This window comes from Mucilaginibacter sp., assembly GCF_965225845.1.
GTDB lineage: Bacteria > Bacteroidota > Bacteroidia > Sphingobacteriales > Sphingobacteriaceae > Mucilaginibacter.
Window position 1 is genome coordinate 2,035,354 of record NZ_CBDDBL010000002.1, and the last position, 13,428, is coordinate 2,048,781.

Annotated in this window: 14 protein-coding genes; 5 read left to right on the forward strand and 9 right to left on the reverse strand. The window is 39.6% G+C overall.

Annotated elements, in window-relative coordinates:
• Positions 1–9: 9 nt before the first annotated feature.
• The 7 genes from rsmG to ACYZ0U_RS13150 form a co-directional block, all read right to left on the reverse strand.
• Entirely contained in the window at positions 10–636 is a 627-nt protein-coding gene (rsmG, locus tag ACYZ0U_RS13120; protein ID WP_461452948.1) for a 16S rRNA (guanine(527)-N(7))-methyltransferase RsmG, read from the reverse strand.
• Entirely contained in the window at positions 626–1,231 is a 606-nt protein-coding gene (locus tag ACYZ0U_RS13125) for an RNA polymerase sigma factor (RefSeq protein ID WP_461452950.1), read from the reverse strand. The genes rsmG and ACYZ0U_RS13125 overlap by 11 nt, the downstream gene beginning before the upstream one ends.
• Positions 1,222–2,340 carry a glycosyltransferase gene (locus ACYZ0U_RS13130; RefSeq protein ID WP_461452952.1) on the reverse strand — a complete coding sequence of 373 codons (1,119 nt, stop codon included), beginning with the start codon at positions 2,338–2,340 and terminating at the stop codon, positions 1,222–1,224. The genes ACYZ0U_RS13125 and ACYZ0U_RS13130 overlap by 10 nt, the downstream gene beginning before the upstream one ends.
• Before the next feature lie 500 nt (positions 2,341–2,840).
• The gene (locus tag ACYZ0U_RS13135) at positions 2,841–3,440 is read right to left on the reverse strand and encodes an SOS response-associated peptidase (protein ID WP_461452954.1); all 600 of its coding nucleotides are present in this window, start codon (positions 3,438–3,440) and stop codon (positions 2,841–2,843) included.
• Positions 3,441–3,500: 60 nt separating this feature from the next.
• The gene (locus tag ACYZ0U_RS13140; protein WP_461452956.1) at positions 3,501–4,754 is read right to left on the reverse strand and encodes a Y-family DNA polymerase; all 1,254 of its coding nucleotides are present in this window, start codon (positions 4,752–4,754) and stop codon (positions 3,501–3,503) included.
• Entirely contained in the window at positions 4,738–5,172 is a 435-nt protein-coding gene (locus tag ACYZ0U_RS13145) for a LexA family protein (protein WP_461452958.1), read from the reverse strand. Before ACYZ0U_RS13145 ends, ACYZ0U_RS13140 begins: the two co-directional genes overlap by 17 nt.
• Positions 5,160–5,384: a hypothetical protein gene (locus ACYZ0U_RS13150; protein ID WP_461452960.1), complete on the reverse strand. Its 225-nt coding sequence runs from the start codon at positions 5,382–5,384 to the stop codon at positions 5,160–5,162. Before ACYZ0U_RS13150 ends, ACYZ0U_RS13145 begins: the two co-directional genes overlap by 13 nt.
• 500 nt (positions 5,385–5,884) lie before the next feature.
• Here ACYZ0U_RS13150 and ACYZ0U_RS13155 point away from each other — a divergent pair, with 500 nt between their 5' ends.
• Positions 5,885–6,142 (forward strand): hypothetical protein, encoded by a 258-nt coding sequence (locus ACYZ0U_RS13155; protein ID WP_461452962.1) that lies wholly within the window; start codon positions 5,885–5,887, stop codon positions 6,140–6,142.
• A gap of 671 nt (positions 6,143–6,813) precedes the next feature.
• Positions 6,814–7,848 (forward strand): hypothetical protein, encoded by a 1,035-nt coding sequence (locus ACYZ0U_RS13160; RefSeq protein WP_461452964.1) that lies wholly within the window; start codon positions 6,814–6,816, stop codon positions 7,846–7,848.
• Positions 7,849–7,926: 78 nt separating this feature from the next.
• On the opposite strand, the gene ACYZ0U_RS13165 is transcribed toward ACYZ0U_RS13160, so the two are convergent.
• Together ACYZ0U_RS13165 and ACYZ0U_RS13170 are read right to left on the reverse strand one after the other, a co-directional pair.
• Positions 7,927–8,676 (reverse strand): hypothetical protein, encoded by a 750-nt coding sequence (locus tag ACYZ0U_RS13165; RefSeq protein WP_461452966.1) that lies wholly within the window; start codon positions 8,674–8,676, stop codon positions 7,927–7,929.
• A gap of 106 nt (positions 8,677–8,782) precedes the next feature.
• Positions 8,783–9,076, reverse strand: a complete 294-nt coding sequence (locus tag ACYZ0U_RS13170; protein ID WP_461452968.1) for a hypothetical protein — start codon at positions 9,074–9,076, stop codon at positions 8,783–8,785.
• 333 nt (positions 9,077–9,409) lie between these two features.
• On the opposite strand from ACYZ0U_RS13170, the gene tgt reads away from it, so the two are divergent.
• Genes tgt through ACYZ0U_RS13185 form a run of 3 tightly spaced genes read left to right on the forward strand, consistent with a single transcriptional unit; the run spans position 9,410 to position 12,566 of the window.
• Positions 9,410–10,540, forward strand: a complete 1,131-nt coding sequence (gene tgt / locus ACYZ0U_RS13175) for a tRNA guanosine(34) transglycosylase Tgt (protein WP_461452970.1) — start codon at positions 9,410–9,412, stop codon at positions 10,538–10,540.
• Positions 10,541–10,557: 17 nt separating this feature from the next.
• The gene (locus ACYZ0U_RS13180) at positions 10,558–11,664 is read left to right on the forward strand and encodes an LptF/LptG family permease (RefSeq protein ID WP_461452972.1); all 1,107 of its coding nucleotides are present in this window, start codon (positions 10,558–10,560) and stop codon (positions 11,662–11,664) included.
• Positions 11,664–12,566, forward strand: coding sequence for a DMT family transporter (locus ACYZ0U_RS13185; protein WP_461452974.1), 903 nt, complete (start codon positions 11,664–11,666; stop codon positions 12,564–12,566). The genes ACYZ0U_RS13180 and ACYZ0U_RS13185 overlap by 1 nt, the downstream gene beginning before the upstream one ends.
• Positions 12,567–13,428 lie beyond the last annotated feature (862 nt).

A 13,428-nucleotide genomic window follows, 5' to 3' on the forward strand; every position in this document is an offset into this window, starting at 1 on the left:
TAATTAGAACTAAGCCTTTACGTAGATAACCTGCTTGGTTTCAAAAAACTGCTCCTCAAAATAATTTTTGAGGTGATATTGCTGAACGGCTAAACCCGATTCGGCAATTTCTTCGTTAAGGTCGCCGCCCTTTAAATACAGGATCCCGTTAGCCAACGTATTTTTTGATTGCTTGCTGAACTTACCTTTCACCCAGGGGTAAAATTCTTTCAATCGTGTAACCGCACGCGACACCACAAAATCAAACTTTTCATTCACCTGCTCGGCACGTAAATGCCCGGCTTTCAGGTTTTGCAAGCCCAAAGCCGAAGCTACTTCCTTAACAACCTTTATTTTTTTGCCGATAGAGTCAACCAAAAAAAACTGTGTTTCAGGGAATAAGATAGCTAATGGGATGCCGGGAAAACCGCCGCCGGTACCTACATCAAGCACATTTTCGCCGGGCAAAAAGGTTATTACTTTAGCTATGCCTAAAGAGTGCAGCACGTGGCGCTCATAAAGCTGGTCAATATCCTTACGCGATATTACGTTGATCTGGTTATTCCAAAAATTGTACAACTCCGGCAATTGTTCAAATTGTTGTTGTTGTTTTGGGGTGATATCAGGAAAATATTTGAGTAGAATGTTAGATGTCATCCCTGTTTACACGGTTAAGGATGTTGCCTAACAAAAAACGCGCCCTGAATAATTGGGCCTTTACTGTACCCAAGGGCAGATCAAGCTGCTGGGCAATTTCTTCGTAGGATAGCTCATCAAAATACCTCAGGGTGATCAGGTTACGGTAGCGCATCGGCAGGGTCTCTATCAAAAGCTTCAACTCCTCGGTTTGTTGTTTTTTGATGGATGATTCTTCGGGGTTTAACACATCGGCCTTGATCTGTAAGGTTTTATCCTCACCATCATCATCCATCATCCCGTGTATGGAGGTTGTATTAAGTTTTTTCTTGCGGATAAAATCGATACAGTTATTAGTTGCCACTCTAAAAAGCCAGGTACTAAAGGCGTAATCAGGCTGGTATTTTTCAAGTTTTTCAAAGGCTTTGGCAAAGGTTTCAACAGTAAGGTCCATCGCGTCCTCTTTGTTGTTAACCATTTTAAGCACCATAAAATAAATGGAATCCTTGTAGCGGTGCATCAGGTCGGCATAAGCCTTTTGGTTGCCTTCACGGGCTTTAACTACCAGGTGAAAATCGTTCTTCGCGTTCTCGGTAAAGTTTGCGTTTATTTCCATTGGGTGGTTTTAATAAAAGTAGCCATTAATCCAAACGTGTTAATATAAATGTAATAGCAAAAATCAAGCCCGGGTAAAAACCAAAGTAAATCCCTGGCATCCAGCTTCTTAAAAGTCTTGCTGTAAATAACTATCTGCAATATCAGCCTGAATATAAATATGCCTATTACCAGCATCGGTTCAAAGCTAAATATAAGGCATATCAGCAATAAAACATAGAATAAATATCCACTGATTGCATCGGCGCTCAGCATTCTTCTATGCTCGCTTTTATAATATTTTCCTACACCAAAATGGCGCTTTTTCTGCCTGTACCAACTGGCTAAAGTGCTCTTGCCATCGGTATAAACAAAGGTATCCGGGTGCAGCTCAACTGTTGTATTATCCTCGGTAGCATGCTGGTTTACAAACAAATCATCGTCACCAGCCATCAGGTGCATATGCGATGCAAATCCTTTAGCGCTGAAGAACAAGGTTTTAGTATAAGCCAGATTACGCCCTACGCCCATGTACGGCTCGCCATTCAGCGCGGCCGAAAAGTAGTTGATAGCCGCTTTCACCGCCTCGAACCTGATAAAGGGGCTCAAAAAGTTTTTGCTCCTGTTATAAGGCGCGTAGCCTAAAACAATTTGTGCGGGTGTAGTAAAGTTTGCGGCCATCCTGGCTATCCAATTTGCTGAGGCCGGCATACAATCCGCATCCGTAAATAACAAATGCTCGTTTTTAGCCGCCTTTATACCCAATGTTAAGGCAAATTTCTTACCAGTTTTAAAGCGGTCGTGCTCGGTTATGGTTACAACCTTTAGGTGTTTGTATTTTTTCTCAAATTCCTCCAATACCAGGTCCGATGTATCGTACGAACAATCATTAATAACAACTACTTCAAAATCAGGATAGTTTTGTTCGAGGATATGGGACAGGAAATGTTGTAGATTTTTAGCCTCATTGCGGGCACTGATGATGACAGAAATGGGGATGTTTACGGGCAATAATTCCTCCATCGGTTTATACCCGGCAAGCCTGCTATAATTATTAACCAGGTAATACAACTGAATAATAAAACAGAATTGAAACAGCAGAACTAACGCTTCCTTAATATACGTTTCCAAGCAATTATATAATAAGGGGCAAATTTGTTAAAAATCAGCGGATTTACAGTGTTTATAAGTGGGTTAAGTTTCCACAAATGGTGTTTTTTGATGGATAAGCGGATGTGTGTTGTTGAGCCGGTCGAAGTGTTGTGCGGTGGGTTAACAACGGCTTTTCGGTTGCCACTCATTGCCGCGGCAGGGGGCTAGTCCTTTTGTCTTGAAACAAAAGGACCAAAAATTCAAGTCAGTCCGAAGGCTTCTTTGCCGCACCGGCCTTTGCCCTGCAAAACGGGCAGAACCGGGGCTGGAATCTTTTTACTCCTTCGCTTCGCCGCTCTTGGCCTATGCTTCAGTAAAAATTTCCTATGCCCTGCAGCCACACTGGGCCGGCATTGTTCTGCCAGTTTTCAGCCGAAGCTGTCGGACTGACGGGGGTTGAGGTTCATAAATTAGCACGTCTTTGCGAGGTACGAAGCAATCTATATGCTATACAGAGCTACCCCGCAAGTTAGACGATACTACTTCTCAACCGTAATTTTAAGCGTTTCGGGCAAACAAGGCTTGCTTTGCAAAAACGCAACACGTTGTGTTCCGCTGTAATTTTGGTTAAGCCAGGTTTTGATGTCGCCGCGTTCTAAAATGGCGGGCATTCGGTCGTGGATCTCTGCCATTGCGCGGTTTGGGGGCATGGTGATCATTGCGAATGTGGGCAGCAGCACATTGGTTTTAATATCGATCCAAATATCCCAAAGCCCTGCAATGTAGAATGGTTTGCCATCTGCCCGCTCGATGCGGTAGGTTTTTTCGTGTTCCTTGTTATACTCAAAAAAAGCCTGGATGCGGATAACACAATGTTTTTTTCCGGTTAGCTCTCTCCACATACCTACTTTGAATAAACTTTCGATACGGGCATGTTTATTTTTACTGTGGATATTATCGTCTTCCATAGTTAACAATCCCCAACGGAATTGTTGAACTTTATCCGGCATGGCATCGGTCACTACCGGCAACATGGAACCGGGATTTCCTAAAGCATTTGCTTTAGGTGTGAACTGCCTGCCATCACGACCTGTTATGACGAGGTCTTTATTTTCTCCAATTAATACTCTTCCGCACATAGTATAAAAATAACGTACAAAAATACTAATTATTTTAGTAATTAAAATATATCTTTTAAATTAACGGGTTACAATAATATCCTTCCAACAAGTAGTGTATTGCTTACTCAGGTAATCTTGCTTCATTTTCCATGTTTTTTCATAGCCTTCGGCTGCCACTCGTAACGCCCCCCTGCCATAGCGGGCATTAATATCATCCATCACGCCGCTTAACACTTGCTGTTTGCTGTTGTCGTAATTGCTGAAAATATTGTATTGCACTTCGCCGGCGGGGATGATGCCCGTTGCGCGGATACCTGTTTTAAGATAATTGTAACCCGGCTGCCAAATTGCCTTTAGCGCTTGTACGCATATTTTGGTGATTTCCTGTGTACTATTGGTAGCGAAAGGGACTTTTACGGTTATGGACGGATAATGCTGATCGTGCTTTACATTGTGCTTGTTTGTCCTTATATATACAGTAAGCAGCATAGCCATACTTTTTTGCTGCCTTAGTTTTAGCGCGATAGTGGCTGAGTGCATGGCGGTGGCTTCTTCAATTTTTTCCAGTTCGGTTTGGTAATTGTTGAAGCTTTGGCTTGATTCGATACCTTTTGAGCGTTCCGCCACATCTTTTATCACGTTACAGGGTTTGCCCCAAAGTTCCTGGTGCAGGCGCCAGCCCTGTACGGTCATGTGTTGGCGAACCAACTCCGGTTTGAGCTGACGGAAGTCTTCGGCAGTTTTGATATTTAATTCCTGTAATTTGTTGTAATAAGCACGGCCAATGCCCCAAACATCTTCAATCGGGAAATTTTTTACGGTTTTAGCTATTTTGTCTTCAGTGTCAAGTACTAAGTAATCACGGCCCAATTTCTTGGCTGATTTATTGGCCAGTTTAGCCAGTGCCAGTGTTGGGCCTATGCCAAGCGTGATGGATAAACCGGTATCGCGCATTACATTGTGGCTCACCATTGCCGCATGCTTTTCAATGTCGAGTCCGCTGATGTTACCCAAAGCCATAAAGGCTTCATCAATACTGTAAACCATCAGCATGTAGGTATAACGGGCAAGGTTATTCATCATGCGGGCGCTCATATCGGCATATAATGCATAGTTACTGCTGAAGATGACCGCGTTATGTTCTTCCAATACCTTTCGCACCACAAATTCAGCATCAGCCATTTTAATGCCGATGGCTTTTGCCTCGTTACTGCGGGCTATGACACAACCATCGTTATTGGACAATACCACCACCACCCTGCCTTTTAACTGCGGCTGAAAAAGCGTTTCACAACTTACGTAGCAGTTATTGATATCAACATGCGCAAACAAAGCTGTACCTCCCTACACGATGCTGCGGCTGGATAACCGGGTTTAAAGTTAAGGTGACCACGCCAAAGCAAGTCCAGCTTTGGATATCTTCAATTATAATGGACTCGGCAGGTGTGTTAGCTTTGAGTACCAGTTTATTTTTTTCGGGGCGATATTCCCGGGTGTAGAAATAGCCTTCGTGGAAGAATACCACGATACTACCTGTTACGGGTGTTAGGGTGCGGTCGATAACCAATACATGATCCTCGCCGATCTGGTAGCCGGTCATCGCTTCGCTGCCCATGCGCATAAAAAAGGTGTTATCCGCATCGATAATGGTAATATCCGTGATATCCAGGGTTGGCTCTTCATGCGTAAGCATCGGCAGGCGAAAACCCAGTACATCTCTTTTTGTTGCCTGTTTTTTTATGCGCAGCATTGGCTTTCTTCCCTCCCGTCTTCCGCCGTAACGATCTCGTTTAAACCAACTCTTAAGTCCTTACCGAGCGCCTCATGCTGCTGGATACGCTTTTTTAATTTACCGTAATACTGCGTTTGGAACATACTCATGTGGTGCTTTAAGCTTTCCAACATTTCCATTGCTTCGCGCAGCATGGTTTCGGTGTAAGTAATATCGGCGGGTGCTTTCATGCTAGTTAAAATTGAAATCAAAAATATTAAACAATTATTTTAATTGCTAATATTTTTAGTATTTAATTATTAACATAAGTCGGAGGAATAGCAGTAAGTTGCCACAGGATGTACTCGATTGTTGCGCGGTGGGGTAACGATATTTTCGTTTTGATGAAATGTTTTCGCCTGCTCATTGCCGCAGGGGCTAGTCCTTTTGTCTTGAAACAAAAGGACCAAAACCTAAGCGAAGCGACCTCATGAACACCTTTAAAAAAAGCAAACAACAAGTGAATAATTCAAGACAGCAGGAAGGCTTCTTGCGCGCCTGGCCTGCTTCGTTTTCCCTGATTTCGGCTGAAGCTTTTCTGCTGACGGGGAGTACACATTTTTGCCATTGCGAGGAGGAATGACGTGGCGATCTTGTAGTTGGGAAGAGCGAATTATAAAAGGGATGCTTGTGCCTGTATCACTATTGCCAACAACATAATTATATTTAACTTCCAATAAAATTTTGGGAAATGGCTACGACAAAAAAATATGGTATCACCGAAAATAAAAAAGTTGAACTGGTTGCTTTAATGGCTAAAGTTAACCATGCTCAATTGGATGTGGACCGGTTACAGAATATTGTTGATGCGCTTTCTATAAGTAAATCTTCTGTTGCCACCTATCAGCAACTGGATGAGGCCACAACAAATCTTACAAAGGCACAAATAACACTAAAATCTTTTCAGTCTGCGTTAACAGCTGCAAATGCCGCAGCTTTAACCTCATAAATTTGAATGCTTGATTGGACACATGATTACGCGTACACCAGTAGAGGCTTCTTTTCTTTTTGTGATTGCTGTAAGGAAGAATGACGTTGCAAATTCATAGCAGAGCGGACTCACAAGCGGGACGCTTGCGATAGCGTGGGGGTAAGTTGTCGCAAGAAGTACTCGATTTGTGCGTAGTTTAACGAAAGCTTTTCGGTTGCCGCTCATTGCCGCTGCAAGGGCTATTCCTTTTGTCTTGAAACAAAATGACCAAAACCTAAGCGAAGCGACCTCATGAACACCTTTAAAAAAGCAAACAACAAGTGAATAATTCAAGACAGCAGGAAGGCTTCTTGCGCTCCTGGCTTTTCTGCAAATCAGGGAAAACCTGGGCTGGAAAGTTTGCGCCTTGCTTCGCCGCGCTTTGGCCGGCGCTCCGGCAAAAATTCCTATGCCCTGCATTTGCGCTCCGGGCCTGCTTCGTTTTCCCGGATTTCAGCTGAAGCTTTTCTGCTGTCGGGGATTGTGGGTATCACAAATTGTCATTGCGAGGAGGAACGACGTGGCAATCTCGTAGCTGTGCAGAGCGGTCTCACAAGCGGGACGCTTGCGGTAGCAGGGCAAAATTATTGTGGGAGTAGGAAATTATCTTAATTAAAATTATTACTACATTTAATAACTAAACTTTTACAATGCAAGCAACAGAAAGTTATTACAAACTAAGAGAATTGAATATTGACAGTGTTATTCATCCGGAATGGGGAATAAACGATTTTAGCAAGTTGAAACCAATTATTGAATCACTTTTGAAAATGATGCTAAGAATGGGTAATAATATCGCGAAGGTTCAAGAAATTCCGATACCACTTGCAGAGAAAGGAAATGAAATTATTGATAGATTTTATGCATCATTAAATGGCTTGTCCAAATTTGATATCGTTGCATCTCGTAATTTAGGTTTTAAGGATCAAGATGCAATGATTAAATCAGCTGATAAGATATTTTTTTCTTTTTTAACAGGTTCTACCAGTTTAGATAGCAATTCTGAAATCTTTTTAAACATTTACAATTCTATAATTAGTTTTGAGGATAACAGGATAGAGGATTTAAGCAGTCAGTTTTCTTTATTAGGTGCAGAGTTTGAAATTAATAAAAATTCTTATTTACAAAAAAATGAGGAGTTAGAAAAAGCTCAAAAACAATATCAAGATTTGATTGAATTGTTGACTAACAAAGCTAAGGAAATAACTACTGAAGATTATGCAGAAATTTTTAAATCTGAAGCTGACCATAATAAAGTTAACTCCTATATTTGGTTAAGTATAGCAATTATTTCATTTATTTTATTTCTACTGTTCCTGAAAAATGAAGATTATTTATTAGCTATAGATCCAAATAAAAGTTCTACTGTTATAACTATTGAATATTTGAAGCGCTTATTAGTTGTAAGCTTTTTAATATATGTAATCACATTTATTATAAAACAATATAGTATAAAAAAGCACTTACAAACAATAAACACTCATAGGCAAAACACGCTTAATTCTTATAATTTGTTCTTGAAGAGTATGGGTACTGCAGATCAGGATATTAGAAACTCATTAATGGTAGAAGTTGCGAGGGCAATTTATGAATCTGGACAAACTGGGTATATTAATTCAAAAGATGATAATACTAATAGTTCATCAATCTTAGAGGTAACGAAATTTATAAAGCCCAATTCTTAGTTACATGGTGTACCTTTTGAGTAAATAACGCATGGAACAATTCGATTGGAGAAGATATAGGATTTGAGGAAGTAGGAATTAAAGCGAATTTGCGATTAGCTCAGAAAGTAACAAATCAAAATCATTTCTAAAATCAACTTGCGTATCATTTGGTAACGGGTCTTTTTTTCGAGTGACTGAATGAGTAAAATTATCAGCTATGGACCTTAAAGACTCATTTAAAATACTCATACTTTTTTTAAAAGATTTTGAGCCATAACCACCCACAACTTGCTCGAAAGTTTTAAATCCAAATATTGGAGGAATATGATTTATTACTGTTCTAATTAATAACCCTACAGAGTAATAATTACTACTCCTCCAATTTGAATTAATTTCCTCACATAAACGTATTAACTTTGATAGGTCATAATTCGGATGGTCAATTGCTTTTAATTCATTTAATCTTTCCAAGTTCACAAACACACTTTCCTTCAAATTTACCAGTTTAGTTTTTTCATAGCCATAACTTAAATTTCCAATTTGTTGCTCTGTAACTTCTACGCCAAAAGTTGTTAGTTTTTCTGGCTTAACGTAAGCACCACCAAAGCTTTTGCTAAAAAGCATCCTTGACACACTCACCTCATTTATTTTATTAGTGTCCCAACCGCTTTCATTCATAAAAATTCTAAATTCAGTGACATCATTAAATCCATATTCTATTCCCGCTAATGTGACTGATGGTAATCCTTGTTTATAAGCAGTAATTAAAATATTAAGTTTTTCTTCTGATATGTCGAAAAGGCTTGTTACCGGGAAACTACCTTTAAAATATACATTGTAATTCATTTGTTGTTAAATATTATATCAAATCTATCATTAAAAGCCAATATTTTTCAGCCGCACATGTAAGTACTTAACTCACCTAATCGTTTATAAAGATATATTGTTCATCTTATCCGAAAATGTCCGTATCACAAGCAGGCAGACAGGTGTCAGTCATACTTATAATGTCATTGAAAAGTGGTGACAGGCATTTATGCTTCGAGTGCCTCGGCATGACAGTCAGATTTTGTAACCTGTTAGAGTTCTTACTAAATTTTCCCCGCATTAGCGATAGAAGTGGATACCGGCATTCGCGCTTAATGCCTGCGGCGTATGAACGTATAGCGCGGCCCGCTTCTACCTGCGGGAATGCCCTAATTAGCGAATGGAAAATGGCTGTTTCGTGACTGGTGAGTGGTTGCATTGGCGGGATTATGTTTCAAGTGTTGAAACAGGGAATTTGCAACTCACTTAATAACAATTACTTACTTGCAATTCTTGTTTCAGTGGTGAAACAAGTTGATATGATTAACTTTATGACTGACAATACTTTAGGTGTTCGGGCTTGTTTCAGTTATTTTGAGATGTTCGGGTAGTATCCGGTTGTGTTTCAGTGTGTTTCGGGGTATTTAGGTGTTATTTCTATACTGTTCGATCTTATTTGTTTATAGTGAAACATCTCCACATCTACCTATTTGCACATCTGCACATCCCCTATCTGCACATCCGCATAAATTTGCTAATTTTGCGCACTTAGATGAAATTTAAATTAACAGCCCAGGATCCGCATTCAAAAGCCCGCGCGGGCGAGGTCGAAACCGATCACGGAACCATACAAACGCCTATTTTTATGCCTGTTGGTACGGCAGGTACCGTAAAGGCCGTGCACCAGCATGAGCTAAAAAACGATATTAAGGCACAAGTTATACTCGGCAATACCTACCATTTATACTTAAGGCCGGGCCTGAATACTATTGAGCAAGCCGGCGGCCTGCATAAATTCAACGGCTGGGAAGGCCCTATTTTAACGGATAGCGGTGGTTACCAGGTATATTCACTTACCGAGGTTCGTAAGATCAAGGAAGAAGGTGTTACCTTCCGCTCGCATATCGATGGATCCAAACACCTGTTCACGCCTGAGAATGTGATGGATATACAACGCACCATCGGCGCGGATATCATCATGGCATTCGACGAGTGCACACCCTACCCTTGCGATTATAACTACGCCAAGCGCTCGATAGAAATGACCCACCGCTGGCTAAAACGTTGTTGCGACAGGTTTGACAGCACAGGCCCTAAGTATGGCTATAGTCAGACGCTTTTCCCTATTGTACAGGGCTCTGTTTATAAAGATCTGAGGGTGAGGTCGGCAGAGGTTATTGCGTCTTTCGAGCGTGAGGGCAATGCCATAGGCGGGCTCTCGGTAGGTGAACCCGCCGAAGAGATGTACGCCATGACAGAAGTTGTATGCAATATATTACCGGAGCAAAAACCACGTTATTTGATGGGAGTTGGCACACCGGTAAATATTTTAGAGAATATTGCGTTAGGTATTGATATGTTTGATTGTGTAATGCCTACCCGGAATGCCCGCAACGGTATGTTATTTACCAAAAACGGCATCATCAACATCAAAAACGAGAAGTGGAAAAATGATTTTTCGCCAATTGAAACTGATAGTGACCTGTTTGCGGATAAAGCATACACCAAAGCCTATTTAAGGCACCTGATACATAGCGGCGAAATGCTTGGCGCCCAGATAGCTACTTTGCATAACCTGCATTTTTATCTTTGGTTAGTGCAGGAAGCTCGGGAAAAGATCATCAGCGGGGAGTTTTATAACTGGAAACAGGTGATGGTGAAAAGACTGGCTGAAAGATTATAGTATACAAATAACTATAAATGAAGGAATTATATAACAGATACGTTAAAGTTATTGATAGATACATTATCAATAAATACCTGGGTACATTCGTGTTTACACTGGGTATTTTTATAGTGATATCTGTTGTGTTTGATATATCTGAACATTTGGATAATTTCCTTTCTAAACATGCTACGCTGTACCAAATCGCCTTTCAGTATTACGCGGGATTTATACCGTTTTATATCAATTTGCTGTCGCCGCTGATCAACTTTTTGGCGGTGATTTTCTTTACCGCTAAGATGGCAAATCAAACGGAAATCGTGCCGATTTTGAGTGGGAAAGCCAGCTTTAACCGCTTTCTGCGCCCCTATTTTTTGGCGGCTACCGTAATCTTTATTGTGTCATTTTTCGCCAATGTATACCTGATTCCTTATACCAACAGGTTAAAGATAGACTTCGAAAACACGCATGGTTTTAATGGAGACCAAAGCTCTACTAATAGCCAGGTGCACTTGAAACTCGACTTGCACACTTACGTTTACCTGGAGTCATTTCAACAGGAAAGCCACACCGGTTATAACTTTATTTTAGAGAAATTTAATGGTGATGACCTGAAGGAAAAGCTGTACGCGCCTACCATACAGTATGATTCTGTTAAGCGTGATTGGAAGCTTAACAACTGTACTATACGTTATGTAAATGGCCTCCACGAACGCCAGTTGATGGGGGTAAATAAAGATACAACACTGGATATGGTACCTTCCGACTTTGATGTTTTGCACGATGACAGTTATGATGCCATGAGTTTAAAGGTGCTGAATGTAGCTATTGCCAAGGAAAGAATTCGCGGATCCGGGGTTTTAAATAACATGCTTTATCAGAAATACAGGCGCTTTATTTACCCATTTTCCACCTTTGTTTTGATGCTTATTGGGGTTGCATTGTCATCACAAAAGGTACGCGGCGGAATTGGTTTACCCTTGGGGATAGGCATAATTTTGTGTTTTGCTTTCATCATAGCGGACAAATTCGCCTTTGTTTTTGCCGAAAAAGGAACCATGTCATCGTTGATGGCAGCCTTTATACCCAACATTTTATTTGGCTCATTAAGCGTATATTTGCTGTACAAAGCACCTAAATAATGCCCGAAAACAATGCGCCGCAAGGCATTAATAAGAGTCTTATAATACTTCATTTTACCGTATTCATCTGGGGATTTACCAGTATTTTGGGTAAATTAATCACTATTGAGGCCGTACAATTGGTATGGTACCGGGTTTTAATTGCCGCAATCTCGCTGTTTTTATATTTTAAATTCAATAAAAACAGCGTTAAAGTTGATAAAAAAACATTGCTAAAACTGGTATTAACCGGTGCCCTGGTGGGTGGTCACTGGATACTTTTCTTTGCCGCCATCAAGGCTTCAACAGTTTCTGTTACGCTGGTTTGCCTTGCGTCAATTACATTTTTTACGGCAATTTTTGAACCGATAATCAATAAAAAAAGCATCTCTAAATTGGAGATCGTTGCCGGTATATTTATTATTATTGGTATCCTGCTCATATTTGAATTTGAAACACAATACACTAAGGGTATCATTTTAGGCCTGATCAGCGCCATTTATGCAAGCCTTTTTTCCATTATAAATGCCCGGCAGGTAAAGAAAATTGAAGCCCCTGTAATTGCCTTTTATGAGCTTTCAGGTGCTTTTGCCTGGATAAGCATCTACCTTTTTTTAACTAATGGATTCGGCCAGGGCATGGTTTTACAACCATCAGATATCGGTTATTTACTCATCCTTGGCACCATCTGCACATCGCTCGCTTATGTCGCCGGCGTATCCGTAATGCGTGAATTCTCAGCGTTCAAAGTTGCGCTTGTTACTAACCTCGAACCCGTATACGGCATCATATTAGCATTCATTTTTTTTGGCGAACTACATAAACTAAAGCCTGGTTTTTGGTTAGGCGCGTTGGTTATTCTCTCAACAATCTTTCTTTATCCGGTAGCACAGAAGCAGATAGCAAGGCGTAAAAGCAAGTAATTATTACTTTTATTCAATCGATATATTCTCTACTAATCTTCAAATTTCTTGAAAATAACATACCTACACTTAAATAGGGGATAAGAAATCAGTATACACCAGGCACATTTTAAGCCATTCTAAGCGCTTATTTTTCTTTATGTAATTATCAAGGCTCAATCAAAAAACAATCATTCCTAAGCAAAATTCAATTATTAAATAGTGTATTGAAGCTTAACTTTAGGTCACCTTAAATTTCAAGCTATTTACCTCCATTTATTAAAACAAATAAGGGTAAAAAAATACAAATACAACAAAAAGTAAATTATATAAACATCATATAATCAGTATAATTATATAGATCAATAAAAAATTAAATTTAGCATAAACGCCTTATTGCAAACTCTAAATTACTATTATTTTTAGCAATTAGATAATTCAAGCTTAAAAATAGTATTTTATACATTAATAATCAGTTATTTAAACCATCAAATATAAAGTTTTTATATACATTTAGATTTACCAATTGCAATTGCAAACAAAGTGTATTGAAATCTAAAGCCACAGATTTTAAAAATTCCGATCAGAGAGCAAAAAATTCGAACAGATACAAGTAATGTTAAAAAACTTAATTTTTTAACGAAATCCATTTTCAAAAAAACAGGACGATTAAGAGTTTGTTATCTCAACAAGATCGCTTGTACCAATCATTAACAAAATCAAATAGGATAATTAATCATTTGCAACAATGGTGCCACATTAATTAAAAAGAAAATTATGTTATAATTCTATTTTTCAAAAAGTATTTAAAGCGATTAAAGCGGATTTAAAAAACCTCGCTAAAAAATCGGATATTGTAGAATGATCATCCATTATTAAAAAT

Bases quoted from the DNA above. Each gene is read 5' to 3' on its own strand.
- rsmG (WP_461452948.1), bottom strand. From the start codon at position 636: ATGACATCTAACATTCTACTCAAATATTTTCCTGATATCACCCCAAAA.
- ACYZ0U_RS13125 (WP_461452950.1), bottom strand. From the start codon at position 1,231: ATGGAAATAAACGCAAACTTTACCGAGAACGCGAAGAACGATTTTCAC.
- ACYZ0U_RS13135 (WP_461452954.1), bottom strand. From the start codon at position 3,440: ATGTGCGGAAGAGTATTAATTGGAGAAAATAAAGACCTCGTCATAACA.
- ACYZ0U_RS13145 (WP_461452958.1), bottom strand. From the start codon at position 5,172: ATGCTGCGCATAAAAAAACAGGCAACAAAAAGAGATGTACTGGGTTTT.
- ACYZ0U_RS13150 (WP_461452960.1), bottom strand. From the start codon at position 5,384: ATGAAAGCACCCGCCGATATTACTTACACCGAAACCATGCTGCGCGAA.
- ACYZ0U_RS13155 (WP_461452962.1), top strand. From the start codon at position 5,885: ATGGCTACGACAAAAAAATATGGTATCACCGAAAATAAAAAAGTTGAA.
- ACYZ0U_RS13160 (WP_461452964.1), top strand. From the start codon at position 6,814: ATGCAAGCAACAGAAAGTTATTACAAACTAAGAGAATTGAATATTGAC.
- ACYZ0U_RS13165 (WP_461452966.1), bottom strand. From the start codon at position 8,676: ATGAATTACAATGTATATTTTAAAGGTAGTTTCCCGGTAACAAGCCTT.
- ACYZ0U_RS13170 (WP_461452968.1), bottom strand. From the start codon at position 9,076: ATGCAACCACTCACCAGTCACGAAACAGCCATTTTCCATTCGCTAATT.
- tgt (WP_461452970.1), top strand. From the start codon at position 9,410: ATGAAATTTAAATTAACAGCCCAGGATCCGCATTCAAAAGCCCGCGCG.
- ACYZ0U_RS13180 (WP_461452972.1), top strand. From the start codon at position 10,558: ATGAAGGAATTATATAACAGATACGTTAAAGTTATTGATAGATACATT.
- ACYZ0U_RS13185 (WP_461452974.1), top strand. From the start codon at position 11,664: ATGCCCGAAAACAATGCGCCGCAAGGCATTAATAAGAGTCTTATAATA.